Here is a 22,086-nt window from a genome sequence, read left to right as displayed (position 1 = left end):
ATAATAGCACAATTCCCATTTTGCGCGCAGAACAACTCGCTCGAAAGTGGCTATGAATTCTCTTCGCCGTGCTCTACCCAAATAAGCTTGCTAACGTCGTACCCAGCCGATGTCGCTTTTTCTAGTAAACGGGTGCGGACTTCATCTGAAATAGAAGGTGTTCGCGCTAAAATCCAAAGGTAGTCTTTATCTGGGCCTGTTATCAAAGCATATTGATAACCTTCTTTATCTAGCTCCATAATTACATAGCTAGCGTAAAATGGGCCAAAGAACGATACTTTCAGATGCCCTGTCGTTTCAGACTCTACAAAATACGCTTTGCCCTCGGCTTCATCCCATGCATTTTCTTCTACTGAAAAACCGCGATTAATTACCTTAACCCCTCCGTCATCGCGCATGCTATAAGTTGCCGTAACTTCGCTTAATCCTTCTTCGAAGCTATGGTCAAAGCGCGCTATTTCATACCACTTCCCTAAATAACGAGGAAGCTCAAAGCCTTCAACCGGCACTACCTTGTCAGGTACGCCAGTACAGCCAGACAAGCCCACACACACCATACCCGCCATAATCATTGAAACTAACTGCTTAAACATATGCCCTCTTTTCCTTGAACTCAGCTTTTAAAAAGCCCACTGATTAATTTAAATACACGCCTACATCGCAAAAATGATCTTTATCGGTGCTGCAACACCATAAACCTTCAAGCTAGGCTAACGGTCGACAGTAAAAATACGCTCGCCTAATCAGACTTTTCTTATCGCTTGGACCATATTACAGTGCTTTTAAAACAAGCCTTGAGCTAATACAGGCCCTGCCCACTCGATATTCTCAAACAGGGAGAAAATGACATGAATGCACACTTTCCACACGCAAGCCGCTTAATATATGGATGCATGGGCTTAGGTGGCGGTTGGAACGACAAACCGGCAACCAAAGCCGATATAAGCCAAGCAAGAAGCATCATTGATACTGTGCTGAGTTTAGATATTAATGTGTTTGATCATGCTGATATTTATACGTTCGGCAAAGCCGAAACGGTTTTTGGTGAAGCGCTCAAGCAAGCGCCCGAATTAAAAGACAAAATGATTATCCAATCTAAATGTGCAATACGATTTGAGGATGATTTAGGACCAAAGCGTTACGACTTTTCAGCAAATCACATTCACACGTCGGTTGAAGGCATTCTCTCTAGATTAGGAATAGAACAGCTTGATATACTGCTGCTGCATCGTCCAGATCCACTTATGGAGCTAGACGAAGTCGCCGGTACACTGAAGCTGCTTCAGCAGCAAGGTAAAATAAAGCATGTTGGCGTTTCAAACATGCATGGTCACCAAATTAATTACCTGCAGTCTGCACTTTCCACACCTATTGTTGCCAACCAACTTGAAATGAGCCTTGGCTTTAGAGACTGGTTAGAAGACGGTATTACTACCAACAGTGCTGCTAATCGCGATACAGGTTATGCGCCCGGCACACTTGAATACTGCATGATGAACAACGTGCAACTTCAGGCATGGGGAAGCTTGGCACAAGGTAGATACACAGGTGCAAAAGTTGAAAATAGTAATGACCGTGCAACAGCAGACTTAGTGGCTCAACTTGCAGGTGAATATCAAACTACGCCTGAAGCGATTGTTTTGGCCTGGTTGATGCGACATCCTGCCAACATTGCGCCCGTTTTGGGCAGTACCAATATTGACAGAATTAAAGCAAGCCAAAAGGCTGAAGATGTTCATTTAAGTCGAGAGCACTGGTACAAGTTATTTGAGGCTGCTCGCGGTCAAGAGATGCCGTAAGCATAAATATTAAGGAAATTAAGATGCTGAAAGGCTTTCACCACGTTGCTATCATTTGTAGTGACTACCCTCGCTCAAAGACGTTTTACACGGACGTGTTGGGCTTCTCGATTATTGATGAAAACTACCGTGAAGCCAGAGACTCTTACAAATGTGACCTCGCGTTACCTGATGGCAGTCAGATTGAGCTTTTTTCGTTTCCGGGGGCACCGCAAAGACCGTCGCGCCCAGAAGCGCAAGGACTTAGGCACCTAGCGTTCAAAGTGGACAACCTTGATGAAATGATCAACCACCTAACGAATAAGCGGGTTGAATGCGAGCCAGTGAGAACCGATGAATACACCGGCAAACGCTTTACATTTTTCCAAGATCCTGACGGTTTACCTCTAGAGCTATACGAAATCTAAAAATCGCGTAGCCGTAATAGAAAAATGCCGAATAAGGGTTCTCTTATTCGGCATTTTTATCAATAGCGATACAAACTTTTATTGGTCGAGCATCCTGACTTCCCGCTGCGGGAATGGTATTTCAATATCATGCTGCTGAAGGGCATTAAAAATGGCTTGGTTTAGTGCATAGCGCACTTCGAAATGCCTTACAGCTGGCGCCCAAACCCGAATACCAAAGTTAATACTGCTGTCGCCAAAATTATCTACACCAATGGCGGGTGACTTTTCTTCGCTGACTCCATCTACCGTTTCAACAGCCTTGCGAATCACATCGATTACCTCATCGACCTTACTGGAATAGGCAACGCCAATTTCAAGTTCAATCAACATGTTCTCTGCAGAATTATGCAAGATTTCACCGACTATCAGTTTGTTGGGTATTTGGATGTGAACATTGTCTTCGTCAATAAGAATGGTATAGGGCAACATGACTTGATCGACCACCCCTGCAACACCACGCACGCGGATAGTGTCGCCAACAACGAAAGGACGGGTAATAATTATGGTAAAGCCAGCGGCATAGTTGGCCAACATACCTTGAATAGCTAAACCTGCACCTAAACCTACAGCACCTACGGCGGCTATAAGTGGGGTTACGCTAATGCCCACATTACCTAATGCTATAATTATTACGATACCCAATACCACTAGCTTGCTGGCACCGCCGGTAAAGCGGCTCAGCGTAATATCGATATTTCTGCTGACCATCAGGTTTTCAACCATGTGGCCTATTTTATTGGCCACCCACCAGCCAAGCAGAAAAATAATGATGGCGCCTACAATTTGGAAACTGTAGGTCACTGCAAATTCTACAAGAGTGTCGTAAAGGGCTTGCGCTTGTTTTAACTCATCCATGGAACGTGATTAGACTAGAAACTGATAGGAATAACCGAAGCTTAAACAACAACGTGAGGAAAAACCAGTGCCGAGAGCAAGCCCGGCACGTTACGGTTTTAAGGAATAAAGAGCGAGCATTGCGTTTAGTTGGCGTATTCGCTTGCCTCAATTTCCGCTAAACGTTCTTTGGTAGGGTTCTTAATGTAGTTATACACCAAGCCAACAAAGAGCACGGCAGCAAAACCCGTGGCTACCATAAAGCCATACTTGGCGTCGCCACCGTTGGCGTCGCTCACCAGGCCCATGATGAAAGGCCCTGCAGCCGCACCTGCTGCGGTGAAGAACAAGATTACTCCGGCTACGCTTCCGTGTTGATGTTTTGGGAAACAGCTTATGCCTTTTGAGTTAAAGGTAGGATAAATTACTGACATAAAAATGCCCGTTAGCGGGAATAGAAACAACGCAAGCTGTTTTCCGCCCCACAGACCAAGACCGAAACACAGTACAATAGCACCAGTGAACACCATAAGAACCAATGCCCAGTTGAAGTGAGACATCATCCAGATGCCCACGAAACGCCCTGCAGCACGAAGGATAAAGAATGCCGTTACCGAGTATATTGCAAGGGTCTGAGAGAAGCCTTCAGTATAACAATCATAGGTCGCTTTAAGCGTAGTCGCGTCGCACACTAAATAACTCGGCATCCACACATAAATGGCGCTTTCTGCGGCGACATATAAAAACGCGCCTACTGAAAATCCTAAAGCATAGGGGTTTTTCACTAAACTTAAGCTCTGCGCTATCGATACTTTCTTTTCACCTGAGGCTGTATCGCGAGTGTAAGCGGGGTATTTCACCAGCAAAGCACCGATTATAAGTAGCGTACAAACACCACCGGCGATTACATAAAGCCACTGCCATGCAACGCCTTGATGAATGAGATAAGCGACAATAAGAGGCCCGATAATTGCACCAACGCCAAAGAAGGCTTCTGCCCCATTCATAGTAGCTGTGTGCTGTTTGGTCGATGTTGAAATATCACCGATGAGCGCCAGCGCACCTGTTTTAAAGATGCCCACGGCAACGCCAGATAAGCTCATTAAACTAACAATCAACACAAAGTCGTTAGCAATTAAAAAGCTGTAGCATGCAAGGCCAAACAACGCTAAACCAATGATAATGGTAGGCTTGCGGCCTAACTTATCAGCCAAAAAACCTAGGAAAAGACCCGATAAGGCAATACCTAACATGGGGAGTGAATGCATTAAGCTTGCTTGAGCATTGGTGACAGAGAACGCCACTTTCACTTCTTTGATTATCTCGCCTACCGAGTCTGACGTCATCGCAAACATCATAAACATTAGGTAGGTTAGCCATCTGATAATTCTGCTACTAGGATCATGATTGGGCATAGTCTGTCTCACAAGCACGGTATGAAAGGCCTTGTTCAGCCCTTCTAAACTTCACAAAAACACGTTGATCATTGCACGCATTCAGTAGGTCAAAAATAACGATGTAATAAACTTGATAAATGAACTTAATCGTTTAAGATAAAAGTTAACAGAATTTAAAAAGCCTGTAAACCTGTTAATTAGGATAGGTTGTATGACGCACTTAAGCGTCGCACTTTGGAGTTTTCTATGAGCTATGCTGCTGACAGTGGTGTATGTTTAGACCGAATCTTGGCATCAACCGATTTATCTGGCCTACGTAAGAAAGATGCAACAACTTTTACGCGTCGCTTGAAGGAACATTTTCCTCGTCTTTTTGACAAATATACCTACGTTTATGGGCACCAGTATGACTGCTACTTTCATTTACAAAAACTGGTTGAAATATTAAGAGACGGTTTAAAAAACCGTAATCCAGCCCTCAAAAAGCTTGATAATGAAAGGTTAAAAAAACCGCTTTGGTATCGCGATGAACAGCAAGTCGGCATGGCCTGCTATGTTGACCTGATGGGCCCCACTTTGAATGACTTGCATGACAAAATTCCCTACTTTAAGTCTTTAGGCGTTACCTATGTGCACTTAATGCCTTTATACGATGCGCCCAAAGGGGATAGCGATGGAGGATATGCTGTGTCGGATTATCGCAAGGTTAATCCAACGCTAGGCACAGTTAAAGACCTGGAAAAGCTTGCTTCAGCACTTCAGAAAGAGGGAATAAATCTTGTTCTCGACTTTGTGTTCAATCATACCTCTGACGAGCACGCTTGGGCGAAAGCTGCACTGGCAGGTGAGAAGCAGTTTCAAGACTACTACTACCTTTTCGATGACAGAACCATTCCCGATCAGTACGAACATACTTTAAGAGAAATATTTCCCCAGGTAAGAAGAGGTAGCTTTACCTTTAATGAACAGATAGAAAAATGGGTATGGACGACATTTAACAGCTTTCAATGGGATTTAAACTACAGTAATCCTGAGGTGTTTAACGCTATCACGTCTGAAATGTTGTTTCTGGCCAATATAGGTAGCGCTGCACTGCGTTTAGATGCGTTGGCCTTTATTTGGAAAGAGCTTGGTACTAACTGCGAAAATCAGGAAAAGGCCCATGTTCTTATACAAGCGTTCAACTGTTGCTTACAAATTGTAGCGCCTGCCGTGGTCTTTAAGTCAGAAGCCATCGTGCACCCTGACGAAGTACTTAAGTACATCGACAAAGATGAGTGTCAGCTATCCTACAACCCTTTGCTAATGGCACTGCTATGGAATTCGTTAGCCACGCGTAAAACCCGTTTGCTTACGCGCTCAATGAAAAAGAGCTTCTCTATTTCTGAGAACTGCACATGGGTGAACTACGTGCGATGCCACGACGATATAGGATGGACCTTCGACGACGTGGTAGCCAACGAACTGGGTATTAACGCATTCGATCACCGCCATTTTCTTAATCAATTTTATACCGGTCGTTTTGAAGGAAGTTTTGCCAACGGCGTGCCGTTTGCTGAAAACCCTTCTAACGGCGATTGTCGTGTGTGTGGTTCACTGGCCTCTTTATGTGGGCTAGAAGGCGCGCTTAATTCCAACGATTCAAAAGGCATTGATGACGCTGTGAAACGAATGATGCTGCTTTACGGTATCACCTTTAGCATTGGAGGTATTCCGCTACTTTACTCAAGTGATGAAGTAGGCAAGCTTAATGACTACAGCTATCGATTTGATGACACCAAAAAGCACGACGACAGATGGGTAAACCGAATTGCTGTTACCCGCGCAGATACGGAATTGGCGCTAGGAAACACGTCGCCTGCCAACCCTACAGAGACTGCGAGCCTTCGCGTGTTTAGCGGATTGCGCAAAATGATAGCAATTAGAAAGCAGAATGCGATTTTCGGGCAATCTAGCACCCAAATTTTAGATGCCGATAACCATCATTGCTTTGCTTTTCTTCGGGAAAATACACAGGGTCACAAGCTTCTTGTGATATGTAACTTCAGTGAGCACCCTCAGACCATTCAGCGTAGCCTTTTGGCAACACTAAAGGGCGCATCAAGCCGAGATTTGCTAACTGATGAAACGGTCGAAATGAATGGGTCACCACTATTGCTTGAGCCTTTTCAACAAATGTGGCTTCTTACTGATTAGAGCTCGAGCTTTCGTCATATCTTGCTAATTGCTGTTTGAAAAGTGGTTAGCAAGTTATCCGCAGCTTAGTCGCCAAATTAATTATCTTTACTGCCAGTGACTTATCGAATAAGTCATTTTTTCACAGGCACACCAATAAATACCCACTATACTTTTTATAGTGAATAGATAGTTCACGTAGCTTCCGCATAACTTTGGTAGCTTGGCCTGTGTTTGACTGGCTTTCAAACTGATTGACGCGGAAGTAGCACTCTTCTTGTTGTGTGTGGTTTGTTTCTTGCTTCACGCAGAGGTATTACACAGCGGGATTCGACTTATGTCATATGGATATGTTTAACATGGTAACGGATAAAACGATGCAAAGTGATAGTGCTTTGGAATACATGTGCCCGTATTGCGGCGCAATAAATGACTTCCAGCTAGAAACAGTTCGCGACATGTATCACGAACAGCATGAATCTTGTGGGTGCTGTAACAAAGTACTCAGTTTAACGGCGGCCAGTGGTATTGGTGGCCGTATCAATTTGATTGTCGATTCACTGGATGCAGAGCTTGTTATCAAATAAAGCGCGTTGGAAAGCGTAGCAAAATGTTAGCAAACAAAAAGCCGCTTCATGAGCGGCTTTTAAAGTTCTTGAATAAAGTTCCGAAACAAACAACCATCAACTACCGAAAGAACTCTCGTTTCAATTCATTATCAGTAAGGAAACGGCCGCCGAGCGCAGACGTTTTCGTATATGAATTAGTATCACGGATCCCTCTCGCCTTAACGCAATAGTGCGTGGCGTTAATGCTCACCGCTACGTCTTCAGTATTGGTCAACGTCTGCAACGCAACTAACACTTGTTGAGTTAAACGCTCTTGTACCTGTGGACGTTGAGCAAAGAAACCCACAAGACGGTTAATCTTTGAAAGGCCGATTACTGTATCTTTTGGAATATAAGAAACGGTTGCCGTGCCATCAATAGTAACAAAGTGGTGTTCGCAGGTGCTGGTCAGGCTTATATCAGATACCTGTACAGGCTGGTCAATCTGCATCTTGTTTTCAATGGCAGTAATCTTAGGAAATTTGCGGTAGTCCAATCCACCGAAGATTTCATTAACATACATTTTAGCGATTCGCGTGGGCGTATCACACAAACTGTCGTCAGTTAGATCAAGGCCAAGCGTGTCCATTACGTCACGCATAGCACTTTCAATTCGTTTGCGCTTTTGCTCGTCAGTAAGACCATTAGCCACCATAGGTGTTTCTAAACCTTTGGCTTCTAGTGCTTCTCGTACACGTTGTGCTGGCTCTGAAATAGAGGGGTCTAGTGCGTCGCGCACAATTACCGCTTCTTTTGCTAACATTACTTTATCCGTAGTTACTTCTTTTTTGATCTTGTACGAGCATGAGTTCGTTACAGATCGATTACTTGGCAACATGACTTTTATTTAATGTCATTGCTACCGACTGTGCATTTGGCACAGAATAATAAAACCGTTACCTTTTACGAAAGAAGGACATCATCTTGAATTCACCTGTGTTAATTACAGGCGCAAGTCAACGTTTAGGCTTAGCTATGGCCAATAGTTTACTTGACCAGGGCCACCACGTTGTCGTGACTTATCGAACACTTCGTCCAAGTATTTCAATGCTTGAGGATAAAGGTGCTACAGTCTTACAGGCGGATTTTAGCACTGAGGCGGCTATTGATCGAGCAATTGATGAGATTAAGGCAATCAGTAAAACCTATCGAGCGGTGATCCACAACGCGTCAGATTGGGCGCAAGAAAAAGATAACCATGACAAGCATAGCTTGATTGAACGAATGATGTTGGTCCATGCTGTTGCCCCTTACCGCATAAACTTGGCACTTGAAAAGGCTCTTTGTGATTGCGACGTTCAATCTGACATTATTCATATGACTGACTACGTTCAAGAAACAGGCAGCGAGAAACACATGGCTTATGCGGCAAGTAAGGCAGCCCTGCACAACCTGACCCTATCATTTGCTAAGAAGCTAGCACCAAAGGTAAAAGTAAATAGCATTGCCCCAGCTTTGCTTATGTTCAATGAGGGTGATGACGAAGCTTATAAGCAAAAAGCGTTAGAAAAATCACTGTTAGAGATAGTACCGGGGGCGCAAGAGGCCGTGAAAGCCGTGAACTATTTATTTGATAGTGACTATGTGACAGGGCAAACCCTTCACCTCAACGGTGGGCGGCATTTAAAATAAAGACTGCCCCTTTTTTCTGTCATTTCAGTTTTCCTTATGGCTTAAAGTAATCGTCACCGCCAATTAATTTCATCGCCATTTGCCTTGGTCTCATGCTGAGGCATGGCTATAATCCGAACCCTATTTCGTAGCTATTTGGAATTTTACTATGCACGGCAACCGTACTATGGCGCCTGAATGGCATAACATTGATGCTGTTATGTTAGCGTGGCCTCATGCGCAAACCGACTGGGCTCCATGGTTAGAAGACGCGAGAGCGACGTATCTGAACGTGATTGCTGCAGTAAACCGCAACGATGCGGGTGTGATTTTATTATGTGCGCCGAGTGACGTAGACGATCTTAATTCTCGTTTACCAGAGAACGCTCGAGTGCTTATTGTTCCTGCCTCATTTAACGACACATGGATGCGCGACTACGGCTTCATCACGTGTAAAGACAGTGAAGGCAATGGCTCGCCGGTAGAATTTCGCTTTAACGGTTGGGGCAATAAGTTTAACGCCGCTGAAGATAATCTGGCGAATCAGCGTTATCTTGCCAGCATGTGTAAATCTGTACTTCGCAGCAGCCCAATTGTGGCAGAAGGTGGCGCACTGGAAATTGATGAAGACGGACACCTATTAAGTACTGCCCAGTGTTTACTTAACCCTGAGCGTAATGGTGATATGTCGCTAAGCGCTTACGAAGATGCATTTAAAGATATGCTAGGCTGCAGCAAAGTTACTATTTTGCAACATGGTCATTTAGAAGGCGATGATACTGACGGTCACATCGACACATTAGTGCGTTTCACGCCGAACAAAGGCCTAGTGATCCAGGCGTGTAACAACCGTCCTAATGACAGTCACTTTGAAGGGTTGAAAGCGTTGTGCGACGAGTGCGCCCTTGAGCTGCCTGAGCATGAACAGTTTCATCTGCCGCTGCCTAATATTGTAAATGACGAAGGGGATCGCCTGCCGGCATCGTACGCAAATTACTTAATTTGTAACAACGCAATATTATTGCCTGTTTACGGTGAAGAGGAAGACGCAGAAGCCATTGAGACTGTACAAAGAGCACATCCCAATCATATTGTTGAACCAATCGATTGCAGTGTACTCGTAAGACAATACGGCAGCTTGCATTGCATTTCCATGCAGGTTCCCACAAATACATTAAAAGATTCGATTATCACCACCTTAAAGAAAGGAGTGTCATTACATGCGCCCAGCTAAGCTAAAAGTGGGTCTGGTACAACAGGCCGTTGCCGATAACGATAAAGCAACGAACTGGAATAAAAGTGCCGAGCAAATTGCCAAATTAGCCGCTGAAGGATGCGAGTGTATTTTGCTTCAAGAACTACACAGCACCCTGTATTTTTGCCAGCAAGAAGATACTGACGCCTTTGATTTGGCTGAACCAATTCCTGGACCTGCGACAGAATTTTTTGGTGAACTAGCCGAAAAACACAATATCGTGTTGGTGACATCTTTATTTGAAAAGCGCGGTTCAGGTTTGTATCACAACACCGCAGTCGTGTTCGACCGCAGTAAAGAAATTGCGGGCAAATATCGTAAAATGCATATTCCTGATGACCCAGGCTTTTACGAGAAGTTTTACTTCACACCGGGCGATATGGGCTTCACGCCTATTGAAACCAGCGTAGGTAAACTTGGCGTATTGGTGTGTTGGGACCAGTGGTATCCAGAAGCGGCGCGCCTAATGGCGATGGCAGGTGCGGACTTGTTGTTCTACCCTACCGCAATCGGCTGGGATTTAACTGACACAGAAGAAGAACGTACCCGTCAGCATGGTGCATGGGAAACCATTCAGCGCTCTCACGCTGTGGCAAACTCAGTACCGGTTATCGTGGCAAACCGCACTGGATTTGAAGCGTCACCTGTTGAAGGTGATCCAGGTATTCAGTTCTGGGGACAAAGCTTTGTAGCAGGCCCGCAAGGTGAGATTTTGGCCAAAGCCGAAGCTGAAGGTGAAACCACGCTAACCGTAGAGCTTGATATGGAACGTACCGAACAGGTGAAGCGCATTTGGCCTTACTTCCGCGACCGCCGCATAGACGCCTACGACGAACTAACCAAGCGCTGGCGCGACTAACCCGAATAATGGGGCCAGAGTACATTATTTGAAACAATGGGGTCAGTGTACATTTTCCGAGACAAATCTATGTCACAAAATGTACTCTGACCCCTTTTTTAATTCTGCCGCGGTGGAAATGTACTCTGACCCCAATTTTGTGGTTACACTTTAAAAATAATGTTGTCGTAGAGCATGAATACCTGTCGTGAGCGTTTAGGCAGAAGCGTTAGCATTACCTCTTCATCTATATCTAGCCCACCAGTGAACTGACCAAAGGCTGGCATCACAAATACATTTTCGTTGTTAGTAAAGCATTTGCCTGAGTAACGGCGGCGAGTAATGGTTGTGCGCTTTTTGGGGTGATAATGGCCAATAACCTGAGCACGAGTTTCACTCGTTTCTACTTCGTGTCTAAATACTATATTATCTAACACTATTTCAAAACACGGCGTACCCGGTATGCCGTCGGGTAAATCTGGGTCATGATTACCTTCTACCCACATCCACTCGTTCACACTATCAACTAATCTGCATAAGTGCTGACGGTCCTCAGTGGTCATGCGCGACATGCTGTGTTTATCGTGAAAGCTGTCACCTAAGCTGATAACTCGCAGTGGCTTGTAATCTTCGATGATACTTTCTAACCGCGTTAACGTGGCAGTGGAATCTAAACTCGGCAGCGGGTTCGCATAACTGCGTAAATAACTGCCTTTTTCTAAGTGGAGATCAGACACTATAAGCCAATCGCATGCGGGTAAATACGCCACACCGCGCGCGTCTAACAGCCACAAGTAGTCTGCATATTTTGTAATAGTGATGTGGCGCTGGCTTACTTTTTCGGTTAGCCAAGCATCGCTTATTGCCAAAATTTCCTCTTTTGCTCTTCGTTTGTGAGTTTTTATTATCGGTTTGAAACCGCTCGTTAATTTTGCGGGACTACGCTTCAAGCTTCCGCATTCTGACCGCTCTTGTTAGTTGAGCAAGGTGTCAGGCGTGAAGTACATCGCCAAGGTATTAAAGCGAAGCCTACAGGTCGTGTTTATCTTCACGTTATTCAACGCTAGCCCCTGATAACAATGCACGAACTTCATCTAACATGATTTCAGCTTCTGCATATAAATTAGCTTGCTCGATGATCGCCTGTGCTCCAGCGCCTTTCACTTGTTCACTACGCACATCCAGCACTATTGGAATGGCCATGGGCGACGGTTTTTCAAGGTTTACCAGTGTCGTTGAATCCACGTAGCGAATAAGTAAATTAGCGAGTCGCCGTAAATCAAGTAGCTCACGTTCTGCATCGGCCCGCGCTACTTTAAGTAAGATATGGTCGCGGTCATGTTCACGCAACGTATCGTAAATAAGGTCCGTGGAGAACGTGACCTGCTTCATGGTTTTTTGGCTGGCGTGATAGCGCTGTTCAGTGAGCCCACTCACCACCGCCACTTGCCTGAACGAGCGCTTAAGCATAGGTGCCTGCAACATCCAGTCTTCTAACTCGTCCCCTAAAATATCTGGCTGGAATAGCTGCTGGAGCTGCCCTTGTGTGATGGCGTTTACTGAAGCCACCGATAATCCGTAATCGGTCACGCTGAAGCTTAAAGGCTTAATGCCCATTTTTTCCATTCGTCGCGTTAGCAACATACCTAAGGTTTGGTTCGCTTTGCGTCCGTCGAAGGTGTAGTACAAGGTATAGTGCGCCTGTCTAAACGGAAATTGTTCTACAAGCACGTTGTCAGGACTAGGCAATTGAGAAAACGCCTGTTGAAGTTTAAGCCACTCTTGTACCTGTGCAGGCAGTGCTCTCCATGATTTCTGAGTAGCCAAAATTGCCCGTACCCCTTCCGCCAAGTAAGTAGATAGCGGCATTTGACCACCCGCGTAGCTTGGTATTTTCGGCTCTTTTGCTTTTGCAGGCTTAGCGTGTAGCTGCATGTCGCGAATAGCCTCAAAACGCAATACTTCTCCTGCAAAATAGAAGGTGTCTCCGGGCGTTAACTGCTGAGCGAAATACTCTTCTACTTCACCAATTATCTTGCCCTGATTTCCTCTTCGTATACGCTTTACTTTAAGCCGACCCGCTTCAACGATTGTGCCGATATTTTGTCTGTGCCGTTGAATAACCCGCCGATTCGCTGGCGAGTAAGTGCCATCGTCGTTTTTTGTGAGGCGTTGATATCTCTCATACGCATTAAGCGCACTGCCGCCGTCTTGAGTAAACTGCCACAGCTTATCGAAATCATCTCTATCCAACCCTTGATATGGCGTGGCGGTAAGTATCTCTTGATACAAGGTATCTGGGCTATCAGCCCTACTACACAAGCAGTTCAATATAAATTGCGGGACAATGTCCAGTGCCCCTGGCTGTGGGCTTTCCCCGTCTAGCTCCCCTTTTTCAATAGCGGTGATCGCCGCCTGACATTCCAGCGCTTCAAAACGGTTTGCCGGTACGAGCAACGCTTCACTTGGCTCGTCGAGCCTGTGGTTTGCTCGCCCTATCCTTTGCAGCAGCCTGCTTACACCTTTAGGTGCGCCAACTTGTATGACCTTGTCTACATCACCCCAGTCGATACCTAACTCCAAGGCCGACGTACATACAATTGCCCTCAGCATGCCGCTTGCCATCATGGCTTCGGTCTTACGACGCTGCTCTTTGCTCAAGCTGCCGTGATAAAGGGCAATGGGTAGCGCAGCCTTGTTTGCCTCCCACAGCATTTGAAACAACAGCTCTGACTGAGCTCGCGTATTCACAAAAACCAGTGTGGTTTTGGCGTTTTCAATGGCCTGGTAAATATCATCGATGGCGTAGCGAGCCATAAAGCCGCCAAAAGGCATGCGCGCTTTAGAGTGCAGCATTTCCACCTTAGGTTTTTCACCCGCTTTCACTTTTACAATATTAGCTACACCGTCACTGCCAGCCAGCCACGCACCTAGCGTTTCGGGAAATGCCACGGTGGCTGATAAGCCAATACGCTTACAATGCGGTGATAGAACGCTTAACCGCGCGAGGGCGAGTGAAAGAAAGTCTCCGCGCTTGTTGGCCATTAAACTGTGCGTTTCGTCGATGATCACGCGTTTAAGCTTGCCAAAAAGCTTATCGGCATCGGCGTAGCTCAACATCAGCATGAGCGATTCTGGTGTGGTAAGCAGTATGTTTGGCGGCTTTTTACGTTGACGCTGGCGCTTATGAGAAGGCGTGTCGCCAGTACGTGTTTCTGCCGTTATCGGCAGCGCCATCTCTTCAATGGGCTGTAACAAATTACGATGAATATCTTGCGTGAGTGCTTTCAGCGGCGATATGTAAAGGGTATGTAGGCCGTTGAACCCATCCTTTTCTTTTCCTTTTGTTGCCTGCTTGTTTATTGCTTTTGTTTCGGCTTGTTCACTGGTTCCGGTCTTCTTAACAAGCTCCCCGTTTTCCGACATCTCTGCAAGTTCACTCATACCAAATGTCTCAGCAAGCTCGCTCATACCAAATGTCTCTGCAAGTTCGCTGTTTTTCGACATCTCAGCAAGTTCGATTAGGCTAGGTAAAAAGCCAGACAGGGTTTTGCCAGCGCCGGTTGGCGCAATCAATAATGTACAGTCATGCTGGTCTTTCTCCACCAGCATGGTGTGTTGATAATCGCGTAGTTGCCAGCCTTTTTGTTCAAACCAATGGGCAAAGACTGAAGGAAGTGGAGTCATCGATGGTTCTTGTTAATACTTTTAGCACTTATACGGCAAAACCTTGGTTAGGTTTACTTGTCACGCCTTACGATAGATGCACAATGTAATCATCCTCAGCGCGTTTAATGTTTAGATACATTTTTCACTTCGACCTTATGCATTTTCTTAGCGTAAACTTCAGCGCAGAGTTTTTGACCTTCTTATGCTTCACGAATTAGCGATTTTCTTACAAGGACCGTACATGCGAATTCATTCAATAGACGCCGTTAGAGGTTTAGCCATTCTTGGCATCTTATTCATGAACATTACGTTTCACCAAAACGGTTACGCTAACTATGCATTTTTTGAAGAGCCGTTATTATCAGACACGGTTATTTCACTTTTTAACACGCTGTTTTTGGATGGACGATTTCGTTCTCTGTTCTGCTTGCTGTTCGGTGCAGGTCTGGCAATTCAATTTGAGTCCTGCGAAAAGCGCGGACACCATTTTTTAGATTTCTCACAAGCCAGACTTAAGTGGCTGTTTGTATTTGGGCTACTGCATGGCGTATTTATTTTCAGCGGCGACATTTTGCTTTATTACAGCCTGTGCGCATTTTTTATTTTAAAACACTTCACGCTCCCTCAAGATGAACTCAAAAAGAAAAGTATTCATTACCTTATTGTGGGAAGCGCAATTATGTTAGTTGGTGGGCTCGTCATGGCGTTTGTGTTCGACATGGGGGCTGAACTGCCAACACGACCCAGTGAAACATTTAACGAAGAAGTGGCCTTGTGGCAAAGCGGCTATTTAACGCAACTTGGTATTCAAGCGTCATTTATGCTGTCTACGGTTATTGTCGCGCCATTCACTATGCTGTGGCAGTCTATGGGGCTTATGATGTTTGGCGCTTATTTGTATAGGGCAGGCTTTTTCAATCACGGCTTCTCGTCACTGATATTTAAGAAGTTAGTATTGGTTGCTATCGTCACATCCATCATTACTGCACTTCCGCAATTTTTATTCGAACAGGTAACATTAGATGTGATTCCCATGTTCACTAGCATTCCAGCCATTTTCTGCGCTTTGGTATACGCTCACCTATTGATAAACATAAGACATACTGCGGCGTGGTGGTATCAGTCGCTTATAAACTGTGGCAAAGTTGCGTTCACCCTCTACTTAACCCAATCAATAGCACTCGCTGTGCTATTTCGCATCGTCATGCCCGCTTATTTTCCAAACTTTATTTACAGCGTAACGTTGCTTGATTTGCTTCCAGTCACCATCGCCTTCACCGCAGTACAAGTTATTTTGGCGAACGCCATTACTAAGCACTTCAACCAAGGTCCCTTTGAAGCCCTATGGCGAAAAATGTATTTGCGCAGTTTTCACAAAAAGCAAAAATTGAAACAGGACGAAATAGAGCAGCTCACCTAACGCCATATCGCTTGCATCTTGAAAATTGTGTCTATACTGAACGGTAAACGTAACCTAAATAAGTGGGCCTGCTAAGCTTTACTCAATGTTAAAGGTTAGCAGGTCCAATGGCTTTTCCTTAGCCATTGAGGTAAAAAGGCATGATACAAAATCGACGTCGAGTAGGGCTATTTTCAATAGTAGCGGTGATGATAATTTGGCACCTTTTCTGTCAACAAGCTTTTGGAAGTGTATTGGACAGTGCGAAAACATCACAGCTCGCCCCTAGCGGTTACGAAGTTAAGATAGTCGAAAGTAGTGAGCTCGACTATGCCTCTCATGCCTATTACTCTGCATTACTTAAATTAGCGCTTAGCAAAACAGAAGACCCTATTAAACCAACATATCTCGTAGAGAGTAGCGGCAATTTGGTTCAAGAACGCGTTCTGCGCCAACTAAACCAAGAAGGGGGAATTGACGTGTTTTGGACAGTGACGTCAAAACTACGTGAACAGCAAGCCATTCCGGTGCGGGTTCCTCTATTGAACGGAATCATGGGCTATCGCGTCTCTTTGATCCGCCAAAGTACTCTACGTGAGTTTAACAATGTTCGTAGCGCGCCTGACCTAAAGCGGTTTATTGCAGGTCAAGGTCACGACTGGCCCGATTTTCAGATTCTAGAGCACAACGGATTTACTACGTTAGGAACCAGTAATTACGACATTATCATTGAGCTTTTAAAGGCTGGTAGAATTGATTACTTTCCACGTGCGGCTCATGAGGCGGTGGTAGAGGCGAAATCACTAAACGACCCAGACATTATCATAGAGCCTTCAGTTTTATTGTATTACCCGTCTTACATGTTCTTCTTCGTTTCACAATCGAAACCTGAATTAGCGCAGCGCATAGAACGGGGATTAAATATTGCTCGACAAGACGGAAGCTTCGCCGCGTTATTTGAAAAGTACATTAGTTTTAAAGATATTGAAAAAGCGCTGAAGCTTTCAGAGAGAACCGTACTTAAACTTAATAATCCAAACCTCTCCGAAGCGACGCTCGAGGCAACAGCATCAGAAGCCCAACAACTTGAGGTTGTACAATAGGTATCTCGAATAGCACGTTATAAGACTACAGCATCCTTATCAGTGTTACTTCTCATCAAGGAAAGTATTCCATTGATTCAACCGCACATGTAATGTGAGAGACTTTTAAAGTGCCTCTTCCGAAGCTGTATCCAAGTCCATATCTACTGCGACAAACAAAGTGCTTAAGCGCTTTACAGTTCGAAAAAATCCTCAACGAACGAATATCAAATGGTCGATTTTAGGTACTCACTACGTAGTAAGAGCATTGTTTATTTCGTGGAAATTATGTGTAGTGCATCCATCAACATGGCTTAAAGCTGACGACACTGGCCTGTATTGCGAGCCGGGTGAATTCTATATTGACCCGATGAATGAAGTGGCCACAGCACTGGTCACTCACGGACACGCTGATCATGCGCGCGCAGGCCACCACAGTGTCTATGCCAGCGCAGAAACACTGGCCATTATGAAAACCCGCTACGGCGATGAAATGGCAACACACCAACACGCCATAACGCTAGGTAAGTCAGTGACATTTAATGACGTTGCGGTCACTTTTTTCCCCGCCGGGCATATTTTAGGCTCTACCCAAATTCTTATCGAATATGCAGGTTATCGCGTTGTAGTTTCCGGCGACTACAAACGTCGCCACGATCCTACCTGCCCGCCGTTTGAAGTTGTCCCTTGCGATGTATTGATTACCGAGGCCACTTTTGGCCTTCCTGTATTTAAACATCCACCTATAGAGCACGAAATAGATAAGCTCCTTCACTCGTTACGTGTTTTTCCCGAACGATGCCACCTTGTTGGTGCGTATGCCCTAGGGAAATGCCAGAGGGTTATTTTAGCGCTACGTGAAGCGGGGTACGAAAAGCCCATCTACTTACATGGTGCGCAGCTAAAGCTATGCGATTTATATGAACAGCTTGGAATAAGTCTAGGCGCTTTAATTCCTGTATCCGACGTCGCAGATAAAAAAGCACTGGCAGGTGAGATTGTATTAGCGCCCCCCTCGGCATTGGCCGACAGGTGGTCGAGAAGCTTACCCAATGTGCGCCCTGTTATGGCGTCTGGCTGGATGCAAATTCGCGCCCGTGCGAAGCAAAGAAATGCCGAACTACCGCTTATTATTTCCGATCACTGCGATTGGCCAGAATTATTACAAACCATTGAAGAAGTGAATCCCAAAGAAGTATGGGTGACCCACGGTAGAGAAGACGCGTTAATGTATCAAGCTGAAAAAATGGGGTTCAAAGCTAGGGCATTATCGCTTGTCGGCTACGATGAAGAAGAGCAAGGAGGCGACTAATGAAAGCATTTAGTAACTTGCTTGAGCAACTTTATTACACGTCGGGAAACAAAGCCAAAGCGCAACTCATTGCTGATTACATTGCCAACACACCTGACCCTGATCGTGGCTGGGCTATAGCCGCTATGGCCGGTACGTTGCGATTCGATTTTTTTAAGCGTAACACTGTGAAAAAGCTCATTACCGAACACACTGACTCTGCGCTTTTTGCAATGAGCTACGATTATGTGGGAGAGGTTAGCGAAACCGTGGCGCATTTATGGCCTTACAGTGAACCTACGGATAATCTTCCAAGTCTTACTGAAGTCGTAGAAACCTTTGCGTCTGTGAGTAAACAGAAGGTGTCGGAAACGCTAGCCAACTACCTGACGATAATGACCCCTGCACAGCGCTGGGCTTTATTGAAACTTGGCACCCGCGGATTGCGCATAGGCGTGTCGGCTCGCTCCATTAAACAAATACTGGCCGATTATGGCAATAAAGATATCAAAGAAATTGAAACCCTGTGGCACGCGGTTACACCACCTTACGCCGACATGCTTGCTTGGTTAGAAGGCAAAGCTGACAAACCTGACATTGAAAATGCAGTTACTTTCCACCCCGTGATGCTTTCCCACCCTATTGAGGACAGCGATATTGATGCTTTTAAGGAAAACACGTGGCAAATTGAAAACAAGTACGACGGTATTCGTGTTCAGCTTGCTGTTAAATCGGAGCCTATTGCCAGTAAATGCGCCACAAGAAAAGACCAGAACGATAACAAAAAAGGGCAAACAACAAATGAAGACACGCCGGATAAGGCGCTTTTCTCACGCACAGGAGATGACATTAGCCATTCTTTTCCCGACCTACTTGAAACGGTAAAAGGAAATATGGTGCTAGACGGTGAACTACTGGTTATTCATAACGTAAAAGGCGACGCTTATGACGCTATGGCTTCACAGCCGAATGTCGACACATTCAATGCACTTCAGCAACGCCTCAACAAGAAAAAGCCAAGTAAAGCACTGCAGGCGTCTTCACCTGTTGGACTTATTGTCTACGATGCCTTGGTGCTAGATGGCAAAGATTTAACTGAGAAAACGTTGAAGGAACGTCGCCAGGCGCTCCACGAATGGTTTAACCATAACAAAAGCGAGCGCTTGTTTTTATCGGAAACCCTTTCTGCGAGCTCTCCCAAAAGCCTTCGTGAACTTCATGCCCGCGTTTGTCAAAATCGCGCGGTGGAAGGGTTGATGATAAAGCGCTTAGATAGCAAGTACATCCCCGGCCGTCCCAAAGGGCAATGGTTCAAGTGGAAGCGCGACCCGCTGGTGGTTGATGCGGTAATGATGTACGCGCAGCGAGGGCACGGGAAACGATCGAGCTTCTATTCCGATTACACGTTCGGTGCATGGGAAGACAACCAGCTTCTGCCAATAGGAAAAGCATATTCTGGATTTACCGACGAAGAACTTAAGAAGCTAGACAACTGGGTACGGCGCAATGCAGTGGGACGCTTTGGCCCTGTGCGGGAGGTAAAGAAAGATCTGGTGTTAGAAGTGGCTTTCGACGCGGTCCATCCTTCTTCAAGACATAAATCGGGTGTAGCGCTGCGCTTCCCTCGCATTCACCGTATTCGTTGGGATAAACCCGCCGCCGAAGCTGACACGCTAACCAACGTTAAAGCGTTAATCGAAAACTAAGCACGTAAAAATACTTCCTAAGTAAGAAAAAATCGCTGAAAATGAAGTTTTACAGATGACCTCGGGCGGATTGCCTGAAGAGAACAAAAATAGGAAATCGCCATGCCGAAGGCTAGTGAAATCAAAAAGAATAACACCGTGGTATTTGACGGTAAGACCTGCATAGTTAGAGACATAGAACGTTCTGTACCCCAAGGTCGTGCAGGTGGCAGCATTTATCGCATGCGCATGTATGACGTCGTCACAGGTGCTAAGTACGACGAAACATTTAAAGACTCAGACACATTAGATATGGCTGATTTAATTCGTCGTCCGGCAATGTTTTCTTATGTTGATGGTGACGAATACATTTTCATGGATAAGGAAGACTACACGCCTTATCACTTGAACAAAGAAAGTATTGAAAATGAGGCGCTATTTATTAATGAAGACACCGACGGTATTCAGGTGGTTATCGTAAGTGAAGTGCCAGTAGCGTTAGATTTGCCAATGAGCGTAGAGCTTGAAGTTGTTGAGACAGACCCATCTATTAAAGGCGCCTCTGCTACGTCTCGAACCAAGCCTGCCACGCTTTCAACCGGACTGGTTGTACAGGTGCCTGAATACATCAGCACTGGCGAATGGATTAAGGTAAACACCGAGGAACGCAAGTTCCAAAGTAGAGCGGATAAGCATTAAGCCTCCAATACATCAGCTGACGCCACCTTTGCCGGTGCGCAGCTATTGAAGAAAAAAGGGTTCATTTTGAACCCTTTTGTTTATCTTAAGATAATCGATACTTATTTAGCGATGTTAGCCTGCGTTGGCAATGCGCTAAATGCACCATACTGCGTTACCGTGTAAGCACCACAGCGGATAGCAAATTCCGTAGCTTCGCTTACATTCTCGAAGTTCTCCGCCCATGCGTCGAAGTCATCAGCGCTTTTCACTTTTGTAGATAGGAAATATAAGAAGCCACCAATAAAAGAGTCACCCGCTGCCGTCGTGTCTTTTACATCCATTTTAGGTGACGCTAACGTGCCGCTAAACGACTTGGTAATATAGTGAATAGGCTCACCACCATCAGTTAGCAATACAACTTTAACGCCGCTATCAAGCCATTGCTGAACTTTTGTATCAGCATTTTCTTCGCCATATAGCTCTGCGAGTTCTTCTCGGCTAGCCTTTAAAACAGACACTTTCTTTGCAGCTTCATCTATACGTGACGGAGCATTCGCTGTGTCATCCCAAAACGCTGGGCGATAGTTAATATCCAAACACACCATCATGCCGTTTTCCTTCGCCTTGTTCAGAATAAACTCGGTACCAGGAATAAGTTCAGGGCCTGAAATAGAACCTGAGCAAAAATGAAGCACTGTATTTTTATCACAATCTATCGTCGACAAATCTTGCTCTGAAATATGTTTATGCGCGGCATTATCAACATAAAAATCAAAAGAGCGTTCGCCGTCTGCATCCAAGTTTACAAATGCCAAAGCCGTATTACCTTCTTGTGTAGTCCACACGAAGTCAGTGTTTACTTTGTAGTGCTCTAGCATTTCTTTAAGAAACGCGCCAAAAGTATCGTCACCTACTTTCGAGACCATCGCACTCTCACCACCTAGCTGAGCTACAGCGACTGCCACATTAGCAGGTGCACCACCCGCGTAGGGCTGGAAAGGTTTCATTGCTGGTATGTTGCCATCTTTGGGCGCAGCACCTTGGCTTAACATATCAATTAGCACTTCACCTAAACATAAAATCTTCATACCAGCCTCACTTAACAGAATTTAAAAATTGCAGCTTACCTATGCACAGTTCGCGCAAGGTTAACGAATCGTTAATTAATTGGGGCATAGTATTGTCGAAATAGCCAATTAAATCAACCTAATTGATTTAACCTTTTGCGCAAAAATCAATGGGTGTGATAGGGTTGACCTAGTACTGTCGAATAAAGTTATGTCTGAACAAGTACCTACACCATCTCTTAAATT

General features: G+C 45.2%; 19 protein-coding genes. 12 read left to right on the top strand and 7 right to left on the bottom strand.

Going from position 1 to position 22,086, the window contains the following annotated elements:
* Positions 1 to 50: 50 nt before the first annotated feature.
* Positions 51 to 593 (bottom strand): lipocalin family protein, encoded by a 543-nt coding sequence (locus MHN02_RS01630; protein ID WP_014951054.1) that lies wholly within the window; start codon positions 591 to 593, stop codon positions 51 to 53.
* A gap of 255 nt (positions 594 to 848) precedes the next feature.
* Between MHN02_RS01630 and MHN02_RS01625 the strand changes: the two genes are divergently transcribed.
* Together MHN02_RS01625 and MHN02_RS01620 are read left to right on the top strand one after the other, a co-directional pair.
* Complete coding sequence (locus MHN02_RS01625) at positions 849 to 1,799, top strand: aldo/keto reductase (RefSeq protein WP_061486714.1); 951 nt, start codon at positions 849 to 851, stop codon at positions 1,797 to 1,799.
* 23 nt (positions 1,800 to 1,822) lie between these two features.
* Positions 1,823 to 2,206, top strand: coding sequence for a VOC family protein (locus tag MHN02_RS01620; protein ID WP_014951056.1), 384 nt, complete (start codon positions 1,823 to 1,825; stop codon positions 2,204 to 2,206).
* A gap of 78 nt (positions 2,207 to 2,284) precedes the next feature.
* Here MHN02_RS01620 and MHN02_RS01615 read toward each other — a convergent pair whose 3' ends face one another.
* Both MHN02_RS01615 and MHN02_RS01610 read right to left on the bottom strand, forming a co-directional pair.
* Positions 2,285 to 3,103: a mechanosensitive ion channel domain-containing protein gene (locus MHN02_RS01615; RefSeq protein ID WP_014977631.1), complete on the bottom strand. Its 819-nt coding sequence runs from the start codon at positions 3,101 to 3,103 to the stop codon at positions 2,285 to 2,287.
* Between the two features lie 125 nt (positions 3,104 to 3,228).
* A complete protein-coding gene (locus MHN02_RS01610; protein WP_014980533.1) occupies positions 3,229 to 4,446 on the bottom strand; it encodes an MFS transporter in 1,218 nt (405 codons plus the stop codon).
* 279 nt (positions 4,447 to 4,725) lie between these two features.
* Between MHN02_RS01610 and MHN02_RS01605 the strand changes: the two genes are divergently transcribed.
* The gene (locus tag MHN02_RS01605) at positions 4,726 to 6,675 is read left to right on the top strand and encodes an alpha-amylase family glycosyl hydrolase (RefSeq protein WP_239244270.1); all 1,950 of its coding nucleotides are present in this window, start codon (positions 4,726 to 4,728) and stop codon (positions 6,673 to 6,675) included.
* Positions 6,676 to 7,013: 338 nt separating this feature from the next.
* Entirely contained in the window at positions 7,014 to 7,241 is a 228-nt protein-coding gene (locus MHN02_RS01600) for a hypothetical protein (RefSeq protein WP_239244268.1), read from the top strand.
* Positions 7,242 to 7,341: 100 nt separating this feature from the next.
* On the opposite strand, the gene folE is transcribed toward MHN02_RS01600, so the two are convergent.
* Positions 7,342 to 8,025, bottom strand: coding sequence for a GTP cyclohydrolase I FolE (gene folE, locus MHN02_RS01595; RefSeq protein ID WP_014951061.1), 684 nt, complete (start codon positions 8,023 to 8,025; stop codon positions 7,342 to 7,344).
* A gap of 161 nt (positions 8,026 to 8,186) precedes the next feature.
* On the opposite strand from folE, the gene folM reads away from it, so the two are divergent.
* The 3 genes from folM (at position 8,187) to MHN02_RS01580 (ending at position 10,987) form a co-directional block, all read left to right on the top strand.
* Positions 8,187 to 8,894 (top strand): dihydromonapterin reductase, encoded by a 708-nt coding sequence (folM, locus tag MHN02_RS01590; RefSeq protein ID WP_014977635.1) that lies wholly within the window; start codon positions 8,187 to 8,189, stop codon positions 8,892 to 8,894.
* 148 nt (positions 8,895 to 9,042) lie between these two features.
* Positions 9,043 to 10,107: an agmatine deiminase family protein gene (locus MHN02_RS01585; protein WP_014977636.1), complete on the top strand. Its 1,065-nt coding sequence runs from the start codon at positions 9,043 to 9,045 to the stop codon at positions 10,105 to 10,107.
* Entirely contained in the window at positions 10,094 to 10,987 is an 894-nt protein-coding gene (locus tag MHN02_RS01580; protein WP_039229281.1) for a carbon-nitrogen hydrolase, read from the top strand. The genes MHN02_RS01585 and MHN02_RS01580 overlap by 14 nt, the downstream gene beginning before the upstream one ends.
* Before the next feature lie 143 nt (positions 10,988 to 11,130).
* On the opposite strand, the gene pdeM is transcribed toward MHN02_RS01580, so the two are convergent.
* The gene (gene pdeM / locus MHN02_RS01575) at positions 11,131 to 11,835 is read right to left on the bottom strand and encodes a ligase-associated DNA damage response endonuclease PdeM (RefSeq protein WP_014977637.1); all 705 of its coding nucleotides are present in this window, start codon (positions 11,833 to 11,835) and stop codon (positions 11,131 to 11,133) included.
* A gap of 184 nt (positions 11,836 to 12,019) precedes the next feature.
* Positions 12,020 to 14,653, bottom strand: a complete 2,634-nt coding sequence (locus tag MHN02_RS01570) for a ligase-associated DNA damage response DEXH box helicase (RefSeq protein ID WP_239244266.1) — start codon at positions 14,651 to 14,653, stop codon at positions 12,020 to 12,022.
* A 223-nt stretch (positions 14,654 to 14,876) separates the two neighbouring features.
* Between MHN02_RS01570 and MHN02_RS01565 the strand changes: the two genes are divergently transcribed.
* From MHN02_RS01565 to yeiP, 5 genes are all read left to right on the top strand, one after another.
* Positions 14,877 to 16,055 carry a DUF418 domain-containing protein gene (locus MHN02_RS01565; protein WP_239244264.1) on the top strand — a complete coding sequence of 393 codons (1,179 nt, stop codon included), beginning with the start codon at positions 14,877 to 14,879 and terminating at the stop codon, positions 16,053 to 16,055.
* Between the two features lie 140 nt (positions 16,056 to 16,195).
* Positions 16,196 to 17,137, top strand: coding sequence for a transporter substrate-binding domain-containing protein (locus MHN02_RS01560; protein WP_239244262.1), 942 nt, complete (start codon positions 16,196 to 16,198; stop codon positions 17,135 to 17,137).
* Between the two features lie 274 nt (positions 17,138 to 17,411).
* Positions 17,412 to 18,428, top strand: coding sequence for a ligase-associated DNA damage response exonuclease (locus MHN02_RS01555; RefSeq protein ID WP_069945257.1), 1,017 nt, complete (start codon positions 17,412 to 17,414; stop codon positions 18,426 to 18,428).
* The gene (locus MHN02_RS01550) at positions 18,428 to 20,113 is read left to right on the top strand and encodes a cisplatin damage response ATP-dependent DNA ligase (RefSeq protein ID WP_239244260.1); all 1,686 of its coding nucleotides are present in this window, start codon (positions 18,428 to 18,430) and stop codon (positions 20,111 to 20,113) included. The genes MHN02_RS01555 and MHN02_RS01550 overlap by 1 nt, the downstream gene beginning before the upstream one ends.
* A 102-nt stretch (positions 20,114 to 20,215) precedes the next feature.
* Complete coding sequence (gene yeiP, locus MHN02_RS01545) at positions 20,216 to 20,791, top strand: elongation factor P-like protein YeiP (protein WP_014951071.1); 576 nt, start codon at positions 20,216 to 20,218, stop codon at positions 20,789 to 20,791.
* 101 nt (positions 20,792 to 20,892) lie between these two features.
* Here the strand turns inward: yeiP and MHN02_RS01540 are convergent, their stop codons facing one another.
* Positions 20,893 to 21,861 (bottom strand): carbohydrate kinase, encoded by a 969-nt coding sequence (locus tag MHN02_RS01540; RefSeq protein ID WP_239244258.1) that lies wholly within the window; start codon positions 21,859 to 21,861, stop codon positions 20,893 to 20,895.
* Positions 21,862 to 22,086 lie beyond the last annotated feature (225 nt).

This window comes from Alteromonas sp. CNT1-28 (assembly GCF_022348345.1).
Classification (GTDB): domain Bacteria; phylum Pseudomonadota; class Gammaproteobacteria; order Enterobacterales; family Alteromonadaceae; genus Alteromonas; species Alteromonas macleodii.
This window is presented reverse-complemented; position numbering and strand designations above follow the sequence as displayed.

Bases quoted from the DNA above. Each gene is read 5' to 3' on its own strand.
- MHN02_RS01560 (WP_239244262.1), top strand. From the start codon at position 16,196: ATGATACAAAATCGACGTCGAGTAGGGCTATTTTCAATAGTAGCGGTG.
- MHN02_RS01605 (WP_239244270.1), top strand. From the start codon at position 4,726: ATGAGCTATGCTGCTGACAGTGGTGTATGTTTAGACCGAATCTTGGCA.
- MHN02_RS01580 (WP_039229281.1), top strand. From the start codon at position 10,094: ATGCGCCCAGCTAAGCTAAAAGTGGGTCTGGTACAACAGGCCGTTGCC.
- folE (WP_014951061.1), bottom strand. From the start codon at position 8,025: ATGTTAGCAAAAGAAGCGGTAATTGTGCGCGACGCACTAGACCCCTCT.
- MHN02_RS01540 (WP_239244258.1), bottom strand. From the start codon at position 21,861: ATGAAGATTTTATGTTTAGGTGAAGTGCTAATTGATATGTTAAGCCAA.
- MHN02_RS01550 (WP_239244260.1), top strand. From the start codon at position 18,428: ATGAAAGCATTTAGTAACTTGCTTGAGCAACTTTATTACACGTCGGGA.
- MHN02_RS01570 (WP_239244266.1), bottom strand. From the start codon at position 14,653: ATGACTCCACTTCCTTCAGTCTTTGCCCATTGGTTTGAACAAAAAGGC.
- MHN02_RS01600 (WP_239244268.1), top strand. From the start codon at position 7,014: ATGGTAACGGATAAAACGATGCAAAGTGATAGTGCTTTGGAATACATG.
- MHN02_RS01625 (WP_061486714.1), top strand. From the start codon at position 849: ATGAATGCACACTTTCCACACGCAAGCCGCTTAATATATGGATGCATG.
- MHN02_RS01630 (WP_014951054.1), bottom strand. From the start codon at position 593: ATGTTTAAGCAGTTAGTTTCAATGATTATGGCGGGTATGGTGTGTGTG.
- MHN02_RS01610 (WP_014980533.1), bottom strand. From the start codon at position 4,446: ATGTTTATGATGTTTGCGATGACGTCAGACTCGGTAGGCGAGATAATC.
- MHN02_RS01615 (WP_014977631.1), bottom strand. From the start codon at position 3,103: ATGGATGAGTTAAAACAAGCGCAAGCCCTTTACGACACTCTTGTAGAA.
- MHN02_RS01585 (WP_014977636.1), top strand. From the start codon at position 9,043: ATGCACGGCAACCGTACTATGGCGCCTGAATGGCATAACATTGATGCT.
- MHN02_RS01565 (WP_239244264.1), top strand. From the start codon at position 14,877: ATGCGAATTCATTCAATAGACGCCGTTAGAGGTTTAGCCATTCTTGGC.
- yeiP (WP_014951071.1), top strand. From the start codon at position 20,216: ATGCCGAAGGCTAGTGAAATCAAAAAGAATAACACCGTGGTATTTGAC.
- MHN02_RS01620 (WP_014951056.1), top strand. From the start codon at position 1,823: ATGCTGAAAGGCTTTCACCACGTTGCTATCATTTGTAGTGACTACCCT.